13 protein-coding genes are annotated in these 16,086 nt (G+C 63.8%); 9 read left to right on the top strand and 4 right to left on the bottom strand.

The annotated features are described in order from the left end of the window. Positions 1–106 precede the first annotated feature (106 nt). Together F4Z81_11835 and F4Z81_11830 are read right to left on the bottom strand one after the other, a co-directional pair. A complete protein-coding gene (locus tag F4Z81_11835) occupies positions 107–721 on the bottom strand; it encodes an RNA polymerase sigma factor (protein ID MXW05746.1) in 615 nt (204 codons plus the stop codon). A 156-nt stretch (positions 722–877) separates the two neighbouring features. Further along, on the bottom strand, positions 878–2,221 hold the full coding sequence (locus F4Z81_11830) for a sodium:alanine symporter family protein (GenBank protein ID MXW05745.1): 1,344 nt from the start codon (positions 2,219–2,221) through the stop codon (positions 878–880). 253 nt (positions 2,222–2,474) lie between these two features. Here F4Z81_11830 and F4Z81_11825 point away from each other — a divergent pair, with 253 nt between their 5' ends. The 5 genes from F4Z81_11825 (at position 2,475) to F4Z81_11805 (ending at position 8,261) form a co-directional block, all read left to right on the top strand. Then, positions 2,475–3,617: a Gfo/Idh/MocA family oxidoreductase gene (locus tag F4Z81_11825; protein ID MXW05744.1), complete on the top strand. Its 1,143-nt coding sequence runs from the start codon at positions 2,475–2,477 to the stop codon at positions 3,615–3,617. After that, positions 3,614–4,519 (top strand): hypothetical protein, encoded by a 906-nt coding sequence (locus F4Z81_11820; protein ID MXW05743.1) that lies wholly within the window; start codon positions 3,614–3,616, stop codon positions 4,517–4,519. Before F4Z81_11825 ends, F4Z81_11820 begins: the two co-directional genes overlap by 4 nt. Before the next feature lie 118 nt (positions 4,520–4,637). Then, complete coding sequence (locus F4Z81_11815; protein MXW05742.1) at positions 4,638–5,627, top strand: ABC transporter permease; 990 nt, start codon at positions 4,638–4,640, stop codon at positions 5,625–5,627. Further along, positions 5,624–7,291, top strand: a complete 1,668-nt coding sequence (locus F4Z81_11810; protein ID MXW05741.1) for an ABC transporter substrate-binding protein — start codon at positions 5,624–5,626, stop codon at positions 7,289–7,291. The genes F4Z81_11815 and F4Z81_11810 overlap by 4 nt, the downstream gene beginning before the upstream one ends. 49 nt (positions 7,292–7,340) lie before the next feature. Beyond that, entirely contained in the window at positions 7,341–8,261 is a 921-nt protein-coding gene (locus F4Z81_11805) for an ABC transporter permease (GenBank protein ID MXW05740.1), read from the top strand. A gap of 85 nt (positions 8,262–8,346) precedes the next feature. On the opposite strand, the gene F4Z81_11800 is transcribed toward F4Z81_11805, so the two are convergent. Beyond that, entirely contained in the window at positions 8,347–9,027 is a 681-nt protein-coding gene (locus F4Z81_11800) for a DsbA family protein (GenBank protein MXW05739.1), read from the bottom strand. An 85-nt stretch (positions 9,028–9,112) separates the two neighbouring features. Here F4Z81_11800 and F4Z81_11795 point away from each other — a divergent pair, with 85 nt between their 5' ends. Beyond that, the gene (locus tag F4Z81_11795; protein ID MXW05738.1) at positions 9,113–10,183 is read left to right on the top strand and encodes a DUF2961 domain-containing protein; all 1,071 of its coding nucleotides are present in this window, start codon (positions 9,113–9,115) and stop codon (positions 10,181–10,183) included. A 56-nt stretch (positions 10,184–10,239) separates the two neighbouring features. After that, entirely contained in the window at positions 10,240–11,493 is a 1,254-nt protein-coding gene (locus F4Z81_11790) for an MFS transporter (GenBank protein ID MXW05737.1), read from the top strand. Positions 11,494–11,559: 66 nt separating this feature from the next. On the opposite strand, the gene F4Z81_11785 is transcribed toward F4Z81_11790, so the two are convergent. Then, entirely contained in the window at positions 11,560–12,726 is a 1,167-nt protein-coding gene (locus F4Z81_11785) for an alpha-hydroxy-acid oxidizing protein (protein ID MXW05736.1), read from the bottom strand. A gap of 144 nt (positions 12,727–12,870) precedes the next feature. Here F4Z81_11785 and F4Z81_11780 point away from each other — a divergent pair, with 144 nt between their 5' ends. Continuing rightward, positions 12,871–14,964 carry a M3 family metallopeptidase gene (locus F4Z81_11780; GenBank protein ID MXW05735.1) on the top strand — a complete coding sequence of 698 codons (2,094 nt, stop codon included), beginning with the start codon at positions 12,871–12,873 and terminating at the stop codon, positions 14,962–14,964. Beyond that, complete coding sequence (locus F4Z81_11775) at positions 14,957–16,033, top strand: Gfo/Idh/MocA family oxidoreductase (protein MXW05734.1); 1,077 nt, start codon at positions 14,957–14,959, stop codon at positions 16,031–16,033. Before F4Z81_11780 ends, F4Z81_11775 begins: the two co-directional genes overlap by 8 nt. The last annotated feature ends 53 nt before the right edge of the window (positions 16,034–16,086 follow it).

The following is a 16,086-nucleotide window of genomic DNA, read 5'->3' as shown; positions in this document are numbered from 1 at the left end:
GGGGGGGGCTTGCGTTGGGCCGGGGGCGGGTGCTGATTCCGGTCCTGCGGTGGTTGGGACATGTCTTGTTGAAGACCTCGGTTCGTTCGGGGGTTGGATGGAGTACTCAGAAACCGGTGCAAATCGGCGCGGCGACGATCAGGTGTCGAAGATCCAGGCCGCCTTCTGCAGGCAGTTGCGACCAGTCCCTGAACATGCTCCGCAGCTTGCTTCGCGCTTCCGATAGCCTGCGTTTCACGGTACCCACGGGGACGTTCATCCGCGTGCTGACCTCGTCACAGGAATACCCGGTGAAATAGTACATGGCGACGGTCCGGCCGAGTGCGTTCGACAGCGTCGCTACGGCTTTCCGCACGCTGCGGCGCTTTGCCCGGTCCAGGTGCTCGTCGCCCGGCCAGGTACTTCCGGCGCATTCCTCCGGCTGGATCTCCGACCAGGCCGTTTCCCGGTGGTGCCGGTCACCCGCGTGCGCAAGGCACCGGTTACGCGCAATGGCGCGCAGCCACTGCGGAAACCGCTCCGGATCGCGCAGGGACGACAGCCGCTGGTAAACGGAAAGCCAGATATCCTGTACGATATCCTGCTTGTCCTGGCGGTTCCTGACCATGGATCCCACGATACGCCTGATCTCGCGGTCATACCGCGTCACCAGTTTTTCGAAGTCGTCCGGACTGCCGTTCAGCACGCTTTCGATGATGAGTCCGTCCGCCGTGTGCGCCATTTCGTGTATCCTGCGTTTTGGGCTCGATTACGTGTGGAGCGAGGGTGCCGCTGTCGATACCGTCTACTATACTAAGAGGCCCCGGAACGAAAAATGGTTCGGTTTTTTTCGCACCGATCCAACCCACCGGTAATATACCCGATAAACGCTTCATCGTCAAGCGGCCGTGGCAGCCTGTTCGTTGGCTGATACCACGCGTATTTCTCGGGTCAGACCGATCAGTCCGACGAGATTGGGAAACATCATGCAGGCGACCATGATATCGCCCAGGTCCCAGATCACCCGGGCTTCGTACACGGCTCCGAAGAAGGCGGCCGCGCACCAGGTGATCCGGATGCCCAGCACCACGCCCCGGGAGTCCGTCACGAACCGCAGGCCCTGCTCGGCATAGTAGGACCAGGTGACCATGGTCGTGAATCCAAACATCAGGGAGCAGAGTGCGACGATGGCCCCGCCGAAGGGGATGGTGGTGTTGAGCGCGGAAGCCACGAGGGCGGTGCTGATCTCGCCATTATGCCACACGCCGGCGATGACCACGGTTACCGCGGTCATGGAGCAGACGACGATCGTGTCGATGAAGACGCCGATCATGGAGATGTACCCTTGCCGCACCGGGTTGTTCGTTTGCGCCGCACTGTGGGCGATCCCCGCGCTTCCAAGGCCGGCCTCGCTGGAGATGACGCCGCGCCGGATGCCGTACTGTATCGTCCGGGACACCGTGGCCCCGGCGAATCCCCCGACGACCGCGACCGGCGTGAAGGCGCTTTCCACGATCAGCCAGAGGGTTGCCGGTAGCGCGCTGAAATGGGTGATCACGACGTAGATCACGCTGGCGGCGTAGACGATCACCATCGTGGGTACGAGTCTTTCCGCTACGAGGCCGATACGCTTGATCCCTCCGATGACGACCACGGCCAGGATGCCGGCCAGCAGGGCGCCGGTGATCCACTTGGCCACGTGGAACTGGGAGTCGAGCACGAGGGCGATGGAGTTTGCCTGGCCGATGTTTCCGCCGCCCAGGCCACCCAGCGTGGCGCAGAGGGCGAAAACCACGCCTATGGTGGGCAGGTTCAGCCCCTCCTTCAGATAGGACATGGGGCCGCCGAGCATGAGGCCGTCCCGCGTCTTTCCCCGGTACCGCAGGGCCAGCACGGTCTCCGCGTACTTCGTCGCCATGCCCAGTGGTGCCATGGCCGCCATCCAGAAGGCCGCGCCCGGGCCGCCCACCGCGATGGCCGTCGCCACACCCGCGATGTTGCCGTTGCCGATGGTGGCCGCCATGGCCGTGGTCAGCGCCTGGAAGGGCGAGATGTCGCCCGATTCCTGCTCGCCCTTGTCCCTGCGCAGGGCGCCGCGCATGACCAGGCCGACCGCCGTGCCGAACTTCCGGAACTGGACCCCCCTGCTGGCCACGGTGAGCATGAGACCCAGGACGGCGAGCACGCCGATCGTCCAGGGCCCCCACATGAAATCGGATATCGCGCGCAGGACGGCGTCCATGGCGTACCTCTCTCGCTGATGACGTGGTGAGGATGTGGTACTAAAAGCACGGAAACGGGATGTGGGTTAATCTACTGTGCTTCGCGTGATAAACAAGACCAAAGACCACAGACCGTGCTGTTCGATTCCGACCGCGCCGTTCAAAACCGACCGCGCTGTTCGAGTCCTGTTTTGGTTGTCACTCGTGATGGCCCGGCTTATCTTGAATGCTCGCAAACATCCACGCATACATCATGAATGAAATGGTGTCGTCATGGCCGACCGCGTCTACGGCGTGCTGCTGGTCAGTTTCAGCAAGCACAGCCACCAGAGCAGTTTCGTCCCCGCCTTCGTGGACCATCCCCGGATCCGCATCGTCGGGGTGGCCGACGACGCGGACATCGACCCCTATCTCAAGCCGCTGAACCGGACCTGGGCCGAGCAGTTGGACGTGCCCTTTATGGAAGGGATAGAGGCGGCCGTTCAGCGGGACGAGGTCGATGTCGTGAGCATCGGTCACGAGATCGAGCGCCGTGCCGAAATTGCCAGACTGGCCGCTCGGACCGGCAAGCACCTGTGGATCGACAAGTACATCGGCGCCAACATGCGGGAATGCCGCGAAGTGGTCGACACCGTCGAAAGGTCAAAAGTCACAACCATCCTTCCCAGTTACGTTTACAATGATTTCGTCAACCAGAGCAAAAGGATGATCGACGCGGGGATCCTGGGTGAATTAACGGCGATGCACGTCGACATCCTCTTCGGCAAGGGGATCCCGCGGTCCATTTCGAATGCGCAGCGAAAACCCGGTTTCCTGCCGCCGGGCAGGTGGAAATTTCCGGACATCAAACGCGAACTGCTGACGGTCGGCGCCTATGCCGTTGCCCTGGTACAGCAGTGCTTCGACCCCATCGTCGAGGTATACGGCCAGGGCGGCGCCCACTTCTTCCCCGAACATGCCGCCCATGGCGCGGACGACTTCGGCACGCTGAGCCTTGTGGACCGGTCCGGCCGGGTGGCCACCCTGTCCGCCGGGCGCAACGGCATCGCCTCTCATGGCGCCGGTGGACCGAACCTGGCCTACCTGTTCGGCACGAAGGGAACGGGACGAATCGACGGGAAGCGCCCCGGCATCGATACCCACCTGAGAAACCGCATCGTGGACGGCGACTACTGCGTCGACGAAGACGATCCCATGCAGTGGCACAGCGGCCCGCCCACCTTGCTGACCTCCACAGGGACTGAATTCACTCGCGCCGCCCTGGATGACCTGGTACACGCGCTGGACACCGGTTCGAGACCGCGCTTCACCGTCCGGGACGCCCGGGACCATATGGAAGTGCTGCTCGCGGGTTATGAATCCATCGTGCGGAACCGGCCGGTACGTCTTCCCTTGTGCGGCGGGGAGGCGGCGTGAAGCAAATAGATGGACTGGTTATCGGCAGCCGCCAGGTCCTTGCACTATTTCAGGAGTACACTGAAGGGCCGGACGGCATGGTGTTCGCCCGGCCGGATGCGGGGCGGCCGAACGCGGGGCGGCCGAACGCGGGGCCGCGTGGAAGCGCCCAGGGCAGTGCGAGCGGGACGGTTCAAGGACTTGAGACCGTGCGGGACGCTCTCGACGCGTACCGGCCCCGGCAGGCCGTATTCCTTTCACCTTACCGGGGCATGGCCGCGGATGCGGCACGCCTCGTTGAAAACGGTGTAGACGTGCGAACGGCCGGACCGCTGCCCGTACGGACGCGTAATTTGGAAATTCCCATCACGGATATACACCGGTCCGAGCCCGGATTCCGGGCGATGCTTGAAGCGAGTCGCCACGCCGATTTCGGCGAACCGGTGTATCTTCGTCTGATTTCCTCGCCGGAAGGTGGGCAGTGGCAGAAGTGGTGGTGTGTCTTCCAGTCGTGCCGCAAGGCCGAGGTCCTAATGGATTCCCCCCTGCGCCGCGTGTACGTAGCCGCGGCGGGAACCGCGCCTCGTCTGCACATTAGCATCACGTTGAAGACGCACCGCGATTCCACCGGTCATCTGCTGGTGGCGCCAAATGGGTCCCGGCTGCAGGACGACCTGTTCCTGGTGGGAACGGGCGGTACGCTGGCGGACGATCCCCTGTTCAATCAACCGGGCATGTACGGGAAATCGGAATATCACATGCCGATACGGCCTGCAGGACGATGTCTGGCCAGCCTGTGGGGGAATGAGGCCCTGATCGCCCTGTCCGCCGATGAACGGCGTTTCTACCTTGACCTGCTCCGTGCGATCGGCGACTCATCGCGGTCTCGGAGCGGAATCTGCCTGGAATACCCCGCGGCTTGACTGATACGGGCCTGGCAGATACGGGCCTGGCAGATACGAGCCTGGCAGATACGAGCCCATGGTTGCGCGGACCGGCGCGTTTCGACGATGAAGCGCGTTTCAACTATTGAATGTTACCATGACCGTCATTTCCCCATCTGCCGCCGGCTTCGAGTCGGAAGAGACCGGCCCGGCGTCTCTGCCCTTCCTGCGGCGTATGCTGAAGCACCGCATGGTCTGCGCCGGCGGCGGACTGGTCCTGTTCCTGGCGGCCCTGGCACTGGCTGCCCCGGTCCTGACCGGGCTGGGTTATCTACAGGACCCCATGCTGCAGTTGGCCGACGGCCTCGACGCCGACGGCTTGCCCATCCCGCCCGGCGAACGGTTTCTCCTCGGCACGGACCAGCTCGGACGGGACGTGCTGGCCCGCCTGGTACACGGTACCCGCATCTCCTTGCTTGTCGGCATCGTGGCCATGCTCATCGCCGTCTGCGTCGGGGTGACCGTGGGCATGCTCGCGGGATACCACGGCGGCTGGGTGAACACCCTGCTCATGCGCGGGACCGACGTCATGCTGGCCATTCCCGGGCTGCTTCTGGCCATCGCCTTCGCCGGACTGATGGACGGACGCGTGATCCAGATCCGCTTCGAGTCCCTGGACTGGCACGTACTGGATTTCACGCTGAAACGCGGACTGGTCAGCGTATTCCTGGTCATTGGGCTCGTCAGCTGGACCTGGATCGCCCGGACCATACGAAGCCAGGTACTGATCCTGAAGACCCGGGAGTTCGTCACATCATCCCGCGCCATCGGCTGTTCGGATGTCCGCATCATGCTCCGGCACCTGTTGCCCAACGTCCTTCCCCTGATCATCGTACTCGGATCCCTGGCCACGGCGAACACGGTGCTGCTCGACGCCGGTCTGAGCTACCTCGGGGTCGGCGTACCGCCGCCCGCGCCGTCGTGGGGAACCATGATCGCCGAGGGACAGCCCTACTTTATCGTCTCTCCGCACCTCACCGTGGCTCCGGGCCTGTTCATTGTCGCGGCCGTGGTGGGATTCAACCTGCTCGGCCAGGGCCTGCAGGAGGTACTGGATCCCTACGTGAAGGAGGGACAGGGACGATGAATGGTACACTGGCGCAGAAATCCACGGCGCGGAAACCCGCGATTGAAGCCCGGTCTGGTCCGCTTTCGTTGGCAGCGGCGTGTCTTGCTGTGCTGTTCCTCGCGGTTTCCTGTTCCGGAGACGCACCACCCGACCGTCTGCACCCCGAGGAGAACGTCCTGCGGATCGCCGTGCCGTCGGACCCGCGATCGCTCGATCCGGCCATCGCCTACGACGTGGTGACCTGGCCGCTGGTGCGCGCCTTGTTCCACGGTCTGATCGACTATGACGACGACTTGAACCTGGTCCCCTGGCACGCGCGCTCCTGGACGGTCTCCGAGGATGGCCGGACCATTACCTTCAAGTTGCGCCGGGATATCCGGTTCTCGAACGGCCGGGCGATAACCTCCGGAGATTTCGCCTGGTCCCTCGAACGTATTCTGGATCCGGCCACCAGGTCCCCTGGGCAGGGATTCTATAGGAACATCGCCGGTGCCCGGGCGTTTCAGGACGGTTCGGCGGATCGGGTCTCCGGCCTGCGCACACCGGACGCCGAGACCCTGGTGATCGAGCTGGCCCATCCCGATCTGCCGTTCCTGTACTGCATGGCCATGCCCTTCGCGTACGCCGTTCCACGGGAGGAGGTGGAGCGGCGCGGGGACACATTCGGGCGCCATCCCGTCGGCGCAGGACCCTTTGTACTGGCGGACTGGCAGCGCGGAACGCGCATGCGGCTCGAGAAGAGTCCGTCCTTTTACCGGGCGGACGAGGTCCGGCTGGAGGCCATCGAGCTGATGGTCGGCGGGGACGAGACCCTGCACATGATGATGTTCGAACGGGGCGAGCTGGACATCGCGAGCGTCACGTCGACGGGAATCCCGGACGCGGACTTCATCCGGGTAATGAAAGACCCCGTCCTCAGCCAACGCGTCGCCCATCAACCGCTGAACGCCATCCAGTATCTCTCCATGAATACCGAGATGCCGCCTTTCGACCAGGTGAACGTGCGCAGGGCGGTCAACCACGCCATCGACCGAGAGCGGATCGTGAGCCTGATCAGCGACCGGGGCATCCTCGCCCGCGGCGTGCTGCCGCCCGGCATGCCCGGATTCAACGAAGCGCTCGAAGGATACGACCACGACCCGGAAAAGGCTCGCAGGCTGCTTGCGGAGGCCGGATACCCCGAGGGTTTCACCACCGAGCTCATGATCACGGCCCAGAGCGGCATCGATACCAAGATCGGACAGGCGGTGCAACAGGATCTCGGGGAGGTCGGCATCACCGTGGAAATCAGGCCGGTCACCGGTTCGACACGGATCGAAGCGACGGGCCGGCGCGGCGCGGTGCCCTTTACCACCTTCGGCTGGTACCAGGACTATCCGGATCCGAGCAATTTCCTCGACGTGCTTCTGAACGGCAACCGGATAACCGAGGTGAACAGCACCAACGTGGCGTTCTATGACAACGCATCGGTGAACGCGTTGCTGAACGAAGCGTCCACCAGCACGGACCAGGATCATCGCCTGGCACTCTACCGGGAGGCGGAGCGTCTGGTGGTAGAGGACGCGCCCTGGGTATTCCTGTATTACCCGCAGATGTACCTGCTCCGGCAACCCTGGCTCAAGGGGCTCAAGCTCAATCCGGTCTGGCCCATCCGCTATGAATTGATGTGGATCGAATCATGAAACACGGCCGAAACCATAGAAGGACCTCACCGTTTAGAAGGACCTCGCTATGTTGAGCAGGATCCTGCGCCGCCTGGGATGGGCGGTCGTGATACTTTGGGGGACCACGGTGATCACGTTTCTGATTGTGCACGCGGTTCCGGCCGATCCGGTGCGGGTATACGCCGGGGCGAACGCGGACGCGGAGACGATCGAGCGGATCCGCGCGGAGATGGGATTCGATGATCCGCTCATCGTGCAGTATGGCCGCTATATCGGCAATCTGCTGCGGGGCGACCTCGGCACGTCCCTGGTGACGGGAGAACGGGTGCTCGACGCCCTCCTGGCGAGATTTCCGGTAACCCTTTCCCTGGCACTGACGGCCGTATGCCTGTGGATGCTGATGAGCGTGCCGCTGGGCGTCCTCACGGCAAAGTACCGCGGCCGGGCCATCGACCGGACCGTCCTCATCGTATCCCTGGTCGCCATTTCCCTGCCCGTCTTCTGGCTGGCCCGCATGCTGCAGTACTACCTGGCCTACCGGACCGGCCTGTTTCCGGTGGGTGGATTGACGGGCTGGACCCACATCATCCTGCCGGCGGCCACCCTCGCCCTCGTGATAACGGGTTATTACGCCCGGCTGGTGCACACGAACATGGTGGAGGTGCTGAACGCCGATTACGTGCGCGTGGCCCGTGCCAAGGGGATCCCCGAGTACGTCGTCCTGTTCAAGCACGGGCTGCGGAACGCCGTCATCCCCGTCATCACCGTCCTGGGACTCGACATGGCTGCCCTCATGGGCGGCGTGGTGTTTACCGAGAACGTCTTCGCCCTGCCCGGCCTGGGCGTCCTGGCCCTGCAGTCGGTCTTCAATCTCGACGTGCCCATGATCATGGGCGTCGTGCTCTTCTCGGCCGCGATGGTGGTCTGCGCCAACATCGTGGTGGATTTCGTGTATATGTGGATCGATCCCAGGGTCGAGGGGATGTAGCGTTCGGCGGGCCGACCGGCGGCCCCGCGACCCGCGAAGAGGGCTTGCGTCACGAGCCGCAGCCGGAATGCCGCCCGGGACGTATTCAGGAAAGCAACGCCGAAGTCAGCAAATCCACCACCAGGGCTTCTTCTTCGTACCCGTAGGCCAGCCAGAACTGGTTGCCGTCGTGCTCCAGGATCATCGTGGGGAACTTGTCGGCGTGGAGGGACCGGCGAAGGGCGAAGTCCTCGTGGAGCAGTTCGTCGGTGCGGGCCGAGGTGAGGTCCTCGGAAAAGCGCTGCGTATCCAGGTTCAATTCGCCGGCAAGCTGCACGAGGGTTTCCGCGTCCGACGGATTCCGCGCTTCCAGGTAGTAGGCCCGCTGGATGGCGTGAAACATCGCCCCGGTCCCGTCCGGCCGCTGCATCCCGGCGGCAATGACCGCCCGGCAGGCCGGGTACGTCGATCTCCTGGGCTCGCAGTCCTTCCAGAAGTCCCAGTTGAATTCCGCGCCCGTCCGTTCGGCGACCAGCCGCCACTGGGACTGCACGTAGGTCCGGGTGTCCTCCGGCATGGGAGCTGCAGAATCCCGGGCGAGGCCGCCCATGACGTAGCGGATGGGGATTTCCTCCGGGAGCACTCCGGAGACCGCCTCCAGCACCGGACTGAATCCCCAGCACCAGGAACACATGGGATCGGCGATGTAGTAGAGTACGTCGCGTTGCAAATTACACCGTCGCTCTCGTCGGTTGTGGACACCTAAAAAGACCTGTGCGCGTGCCATCGCGGAACGTATTATAGTGAAGCCGAGATCACCTTATCAAGAAAAGTTACCACGAGGAGATGCGCATATGTTCAACGGACTGGGCATGGACATGGGAAACCTGGCTCGCCTGTCGCGCGCCAAGACGCGGTCCATCTCGCCGGAAAACACGGACGGCGGAAAGGGCCGGGGCGGCATGGCCACGGAGGGCACCGGCGCCCATAACGCACGGCACCTGGGACAGGGCTGGAAGATCTCCCCTTCCTTCGACATTGAAGCGGGGGAAACGCTGACGATGGCCGATATCGAAGGGTCCGGTGCCATTCAGCATATCTGGCTGACGCCAACCGGCCACTGGCGCTTCGCCATCCTGCGCATTTACTGGGATGACGAGGAGTACCCCTCCGTGGAGTGTCCCATGGGCGATTTCTTCGCGTGCGGGTGGAGTGAATACGCCCACGTGTCCTCGCTGGCCGTGTGCGTAAACCCGGCCAGCGCGTTCAACTGCTACTGGGAGATGCCCTTTCGCAAGCGTTGCCGCATCACGCTGGAGAACATCGCCGACGAGAAGATGCGCGTGTACTACCAGATCGACTACACGCTGACCGAGGTCCCCGAGGACATCGGCTATTTCCACGCGAGCTTCCGGCGGACGAACCCCGTTCCGTACAAAGAGGTGTTCACCATACTGGACGGCGTACAGGGGCACGGCCATTACGTCGGTACCTACATGGCGTGGGGATCCAACAGCAACGGATGGTGGGGCGAGGGGGAGATCAAGTTCTATATCGACGGCGACGACGAGTTTCCGACGATCTGCGGGACGGGCGTCGAGGACTACTTCTGCGGTTCGTACAACTTCGATATCGACGGCCGGTACGTGGAGTACACCACCCCCTACGCGGGCATGCCCCAGGTCATCCGCCCCGACGGCATGTACAAGTCCCAGCAGCGGTTCGGCATGTACCGGTGGCACGTGTCGGATCCGGTGCGGTTCGAGGAGGACCTGAAGGTAACCATCCAGGCGCTGGGCTGGCGGCAACTGCTCGGTTTTGCGGAGGGTGGCCCCTACCAGGCGCTCCAGGACGATGTCGCATCGGTGGCCTTCTGGTACCAGACCCTGCCGAGCGCGCCCTTCCCCGCGCTGCCGGACCGGGATCAGCTGGAAGTCATCTGATCGGGAGAGGAGTTACCAGCGGCAGAACGGCATGAATACCGGGCCGCGGGAGCACAATGGAACCGGAACAGCTTCAGTCGGTCCGCAGCCGGATCACCCACACCCTCTTCGTCACCCAGGCCCTCTTCGGCGCCACCCAGGTCGCGGCTTTCACCGTCGTGCCCATCCTGGCGGCGCAGCTGTCCGACAGCGAGCGCATGACGGGCGTGCCCATGACCATCGCCTTTCTCGCGCGCTCGATCAGCGCCTTCCCCTTCGGCTGGATCATGGACCGCCTGGGCCGCCGGGCCGGGCTTACGGCCGGATACCTGTCGTCCCTGATCGCCGCCGCGGCCAGTTTCCTCAGCGTCGCCGTCCATTCCTTCGCGGGATTCTGCATCGCGTCTTTTTTCGCCGGCATGGCGCGCAGTTCCAGTGAGCAGGCGCGGTTCATCGGCGCGGAAATCTATCCCGAAGACGAACGGGCGCGCATCATCGGCCGAATCGTGTCCGCCGGCACCATCAGCGCCATCGGCGGCGCCATGATGGTGGCGCCCGCGGGCATCTGGATCGCGCAGTACGGCTATCCTCCCATGTCGGGGCCCTTCGTCATCGGCGTGGGCCTTAGCCTGGCGGCGGTGCTGCTGACCCTCTTCCTGGTCCGCCCCGACCCGCTCGACCTCGCCCGGCGCATCAAACCATCCGCCGAATCGGAAATCGATGCGTCGACCGCGCGTCCCGTACGGGAGATCCTCCGCAACGTGCACGTCCGGTACGGGATCGCGGCCATGGTGATCGGCCAGTTCGTCATGACGCTGCTCATGGTGATCACGCCCCTGCACATGAGCCACCACGATCATGGCACCTGGCTGATCTCGTGGGTCATTATGGCGCACGCCATCGGCATGTTCGGCGTTTCCGGCATCACCGGCCGGCTGATCATCCGGTGGGGGCAGCACGCCATCGTGAAGTGGGGCGTGCTCATCCTCGTCGTTTCCTGCGTGATCACCCCGGTTTCGCCCCGGTTCATCCCCCTGACGATCGCCCTTTTCCTCCTCGGCCTGGGGTGGAACTTCTGCTTCATCGCCGGCTCTTCCCTGCTTTCAAACGCGCTCGCGCCCCTGGAACGGGGCCGCGTGCAGGGCGTCAACGAGATGTTCATCGCGCTGTCGGCGAGTTCGGCCAGCCTGGTGACGGGATTCCTCTTCGAATCGGGCGGCATGCTGTTGCTGGCGGCGATAGGGACCGCTTTCTCCGTCGGCCTGGGGTTCTGCAGCCTGGTTTATTCAAGGAAAACGGGGCGCGGGACACTGGCGGAAGCGGCGGGGTGATTGTGGAGGCGGCCCGCGGAATGCCGAATGGCGAAGGCGGCCGGCCGACTAAGCGCGGCAGAATTGCTACGCGGACTCCGGGCGGACCGGAGCGGGGATCTCGTCCACCGAGGCGCATCCCAGGTTGACCATGTTGACTTCGAGGTCGGCCTTCAGGATCTCGAAGGCGTGATCGCCGCCCGTCTTGCCGAAGGCGCCTACACCGTACATGAAAGCCCTGCCCAGCAGCACGAAATCAGCGCCCAGGGCGAGCGCCCGGATGATGTCCAGCCCGGTGCGTACACCGCTGTCGAAGAGGATGCGGGCCCGTCCATTGACCTTGCGGACGATGGGCGGCAGCGCGTCGATGGCGGCGAGCGTGCCGTCGAACTGGCGGGCGCCGTGGTTCGAAACCTGGATGCCGTCCACGCCGGCCTCTATGGCCCGCTCCGCGTCTTCGGGATGAAGGATGCCCTTCACGACCACCGGCCCATCCCATAGATCACGGGCTTCCCGGACATAGTCCCAATCGAGGGTGCCGCCCAGTTCCTGGCCGACGTAACTTGCCACCTCGCCCATCTGCTTCGAATCAGCGTACTTTTCGATGGCTCTGAGCCTGGGCAGCCCGGCGAGCAAGGTCTGGATCGTCCAGGTGGGGTGAATCAGCGCTTCATACACGAATCCCGCCGTGATCCGCGGTGGCGTTTCCAGGCCCGCGCGGCTGGTCCGTTCCCTGCGGCTTCCCATGGGCACGTCCGCCGTCACCACGAGCGTATGGAAGCCGGCATCCATCGCGCGCTTCAACAGATCGTCGCGGATTTCCCGTCGCCGGGGCGGATAGAGTTGGAACCAGCCCATGTCGCCCACGATGGGTCCGACCGTCTCCGGCGCCTGTGTGGCCACCGTGCTCAGGCAGTAGGGGAAGCGGTATTTCGCGGCCGAGGCGGCCAGGATGAACTCCGCCCGGGGCCACATGAGCCCGGTGAGTCCCACCGGCGCCATGCCGAAGGGCACGCTGTAGGTCCGCCCGAACAGGGTCGTGGCCAGATCCGGTTTCAGGTCGCCCTTCATGAAAACCGGTGCGAGCGTGACCTCCGCCATGCGTTCCAGGTTCCTCGCCACGGCCCTTTCGTCGCCCGTGCCGCAGTCGAGGTACTCCCAGGCGATGTGCGGCAGCCGCTTGCGCGTCAGCCTCCGCAGGTCACTCACCGCGGGGTAGCGTTGCAGCCGCCGATTGAATCGCTTTTCCGTCATACTTTTCGTTCCGTTTCGACTGGAAATGATCGGTTGATTTAGACCGTGGTACTTCGTAATTTGCTACGGTTCCCGCGCTTCTGTTTCCGGCGTGGATCGTACCCCAAGATAAACGCACGCAACAAAAAGGCAAGGCGATCGAAAATGGAAAACAATCCGCTGCTGAACTGGGACGATCTTCCCGCCTTCGACCGGATCGAAACCCGCCATATCGAACCCGGAATCCGCGCCCTGCTCGAGGGCTGCGAACAGGCCGTAGCCCGGCTCGAGGAGACCGCGCCGCGCACCTGGCGCGATTTGATGGATCCGCTCGAGCGCATCGAAGACGACCTCGGCCGTATCTGGGGTATCGTGTCCCACCTGCACGGGGTGAAGAACTCGCCTGAGTTGCGGGAAGTATACGATCCCCTGCTTGCCGAAGTGGTCAAGTTCGGCAACCGGCTCGGGCAGAGCAAGCCCCTGTACCAGGCCTATTGCGCCTTGCGGGACAGCGAGGAAGCACGAGGTTTCGCGCCCGCCCAGCAGCGGATCCTGGAGTCAGCCATACGCGAGGCCGAGTTGAACGGCGTGGGCCTGGATGACGCGGACCGGGAACGCTACAACGAGATCAGCCAGCGGCTGGCGGAGTTGAGCACGAAGTTCTCCAACAACGTCCTAGACGCCACCAAGGCTTTCAAGATCAAGCTCACGGAGGCCGAAGAGACCGAAGGCCTTCCCCACACGCTGCTCGAACTTGCCGCGGATACGGCCCGGCAGGAGGGCCATGAAGAGGCCACGGCATCGGACGGTCCCTGGGTGCTCACGCTGGACTACCCCTGTTTCATGCCGTTCATGCAGCACAGCAAGCGCCGGGACCTGCGTGAGCGCATGTACCGTGCTTTCATATCCAAGGCGTCGGACGGCCAGTGGGACAACAAAGACGTGGCCAGGGAGATCATCGCCCTTAGGATTGATAAATGCAGATTGCTCGGCTTTGACACCTTCGCAGCGTTGAGCCTCAGCCGGAAAATGGCACCCGACGCGGGTTCGGTGCGGCGCCTGCTCGACGAATTGCGCGCCGCGGGCCGTGGCGCCGCCGAGCAAGACATGGAAGCGTTGAAGGAGTTGGCCGGCGTGGATGGAGTGTACGGTGACGATGGGGACGACGAACTCAGGCACTGGGACGTTCCGTACTGGGCGGAACGGCTTCGCGAGGCACGCTACGACCTGAAGGACGAAGAACTGAGACCCTTTTTCCCGCTGCCACGCGTGCTGAACGGGTTGTTCGAACTCACGGAGCGCCTGTTCGGCGTGCGCCTGGAGGAAGCGACCGGCGAGGCACCGGTCTGGCACGAGGACGTCCAGTTCTTCCGGGTGTTCGACGACCGGGGCGAACTCATGGCGGCCTTCTACCTTGACCCGTACAGCCGACCCGCGGAGAAGCAGGGCGGCGCGTGGATGGATACGCTTGTGGGCAGAAGCGCGGTCATGGCTTCCGCGGGACAGGCCACCCGGCTGCCCGTGGCCTACATGATCTGCAATCAGGGCAAACCCGTCGGCGGCAAGCCCTCGCTCATGACGTTCCGCGAAGTGGAAACGCTGTTCCACGAATTCGGCCACGCGCTCCAGCACATGCTGACCACCATCGACTACGGCATGGCGTCCGGCATTTCCAACGTGGAGTGGGACGCGGTGGAGATCGCCAGCCAGTTCATGGAAAACTGGTGTTACGACCGGGGGACGTTGAAGGGACTGGCCCGTCACTACGAGACGGACGAACTGCTTCCCGACGAGATCATCGAACGTCTGCTCGGCGCCAGGACCTTCCGGGAGGGCAGCAACACCCTCAGGCAGGTCAACTTCGGCCTGCTCGACATGGAACTGCACGAGTACTTCGATCCCGCGGGAACGGAGACGATCCTGGACGTGCAGCGCCGGATCGACGCGGAGACGCTGATCCTGCCGTCGCTGGAGGAAGACCGGTTCTTCTGCTCGTTCTCCCACATTTTCGCGGGAGGCTACGCCTCGGGGTATTACAGCTACAAGTGGTCGGAAGTGCTCAGCGCGGACGCCTTCTCCGCCTTCGAGGAAGCGGGGCTGGAGAACGAAGAGGAGATGCGTCTGCTGGGCAGGCGGTTCCGCGATACCATCCTTGCCCTGGGCGGCAGCCGGCATCCCATGGACGTCTTCCGGGATTTCCGCGGAAGGGAACCGACCACGGAGGCTTTGCTCCGGCAGGGCGGTCTGCTCCATGAATGACATCGTTCGTATCGGCATGATCGGCGCCGGGCACATTGCCCATTCCCATGCGGAGGCGTGGCGGAAAGAAACCACGCTGACCGCGGTTGCCAGCCGCCGTATCGAAAGCGCCCGGTCCCTTGCGGAACAGTATGACATTCCCCACGTGTGCCGGGACGCGAACGAGCTGCTTAATCGAGACGACATCGACGCCGTCGGTATCGCCACGCCCCATCACCTGCACCATCCCATTGCCCTCGCAGCCCTGGCGGCCGGGAAATCCGTGTTCTGCGAAAAGCCCCTTGCACTGAACGGGTCGCAGGCCCGGGAGATGTGCGCTGGCGCGAAGGCGGGCAGCATGAAAACGGGCATGCAGTCGGGCATCCGTCTTTTTCCGGCGCTCCAGCTCCTTGCACGCCTGCTGCGGGAGGGACGGGCCGGCAAGATTCATACTTTCAACGCCCATTGGTCCTTCGACTGGGCCAGGGATCCCCGCTTTCCGCTGACCTGGCGGTTCAAGCGGACCGAGGCCGGAACCGGGGCCCTGGGCGACCTCGGGGTATACATGATCGATGCGGCCCGCTGGCTGGTCGGCGAGATACGGCAGGTAAATGCGGAGTTGGCCACCTATATTCCGCGGCGTCCGGTGCTGACGTCAGATAGGCACTTCGGCGAACTGCGTCGGCAGCATCGAGAGGGTATATTGGATATTCCCACGGAGACCGGACCGGTGGAAAACGATGACGTTTGTCATTTGCTGCTGCGGTTCGAAAACGGCGCCCGTGGATCGATCCGAGCCAGCAGGCTCCACCAGGAACATTCCATACGGATAGATTGCGAACGGACCTCCTACCGCTGGCAGATGACGGGCGACCGGCGCCTCACGGAACGGTCCACGGAGGCGGAATACAAGCCCGTCGAGATGCCGGAACCGCCTGGTGACCGCACCATCGTGACGTCATTCCTTAACAATATCCGGCAGGACGAGGACGAACCGCCCACGTTCCGGGACGGCCTGGCGGCCCAGCTCGTTATCGATGCGGCGGTCGAGTCGAACGATGCGGGCCGGTGGGTCGATGTCGAATGCTGAAGCAGGACAGCAGGAAGGACACGGATAGCACGAAGGGGGCGGACACCAGGAAG

This window comes from Gemmatimonadota bacterium, assembly GCA_009835325.1.
Classification (GTDB): Bacteria; JAAXHH01; JAAXHH01; order JAAXHH01; family JAAXHH01; genus JAAXHH01.
This window is presented reverse-complemented; position numbering and strand designations above follow the sequence as displayed.

Excerpts from the sequence above, each read along its gene's own strand:
- F4Z81_11815 (MXW05742.1), top strand. The coding sequence starts at position 4,638 with ATGACCGTCATTTCCCCATCTGCCGCCGGCTTCGAGTCGGAAGAGACC.
- F4Z81_11825 (MXW05744.1), top strand. The coding sequence starts at position 2,475 with ATGGCCGACCGCGTCTACGGCGTGCTGCTGGTCAGTTTCAGCAAGCAC.
- F4Z81_11805 (MXW05740.1), top strand. The coding sequence starts at position 7,341 with ATGTTGAGCAGGATCCTGCGCCGCCTGGGATGGGCGGTCGTGATACTT.
- F4Z81_11810 (MXW05741.1), top strand. The coding sequence starts at position 5,624 with ATGAATGGTACACTGGCGCAGAAATCCACGGCGCGGAAACCCGCGATT.
- F4Z81_11830 (MXW05745.1), bottom strand. The coding sequence starts at position 2,221 with ATGGACGCCGTCCTGCGCGCGATATCCGATTTCATGTGGGGGCCCTGG.
- F4Z81_11780 (MXW05735.1), top strand. The coding sequence starts at position 12,871 with ATGGAAAACAATCCGCTGCTGAACTGGGACGATCTTCCCGCCTTCGAC.
- F4Z81_11790 (MXW05737.1), top strand. The coding sequence starts at position 10,240 with ATGGAACCGGAACAGCTTCAGTCGGTCCGCAGCCGGATCACCCACACC.
- F4Z81_11795 (MXW05738.1), top strand. The coding sequence starts at position 9,113 with ATGGACATGGGAAACCTGGCTCGCCTGTCGCGCGCCAAGACGCGGTCC.
- F4Z81_11785 (MXW05736.1), bottom strand. The coding sequence starts at position 12,726 with ATGACGGAAAAGCGATTCAATCGGCGGCTGCAACGCTACCCCGCGGTG.
- F4Z81_11800 (MXW05739.1), bottom strand. The coding sequence starts at position 9,027 with ATGGCACGCGCACAGGTCTTTTTAGGTGTCCACAACCGACGAGAGCGA.
- F4Z81_11775 (MXW05734.1), top strand. The coding sequence starts at position 14,957 with ATGAATGACATCGTTCGTATCGGCATGATCGGCGCCGGGCACATTGCC.
- F4Z81_11835 (MXW05746.1), bottom strand. The coding sequence starts at position 721 with ATGGCGCACACGGCGGACGGACTCATCATCGAAAGCGTGCTGAACGGC.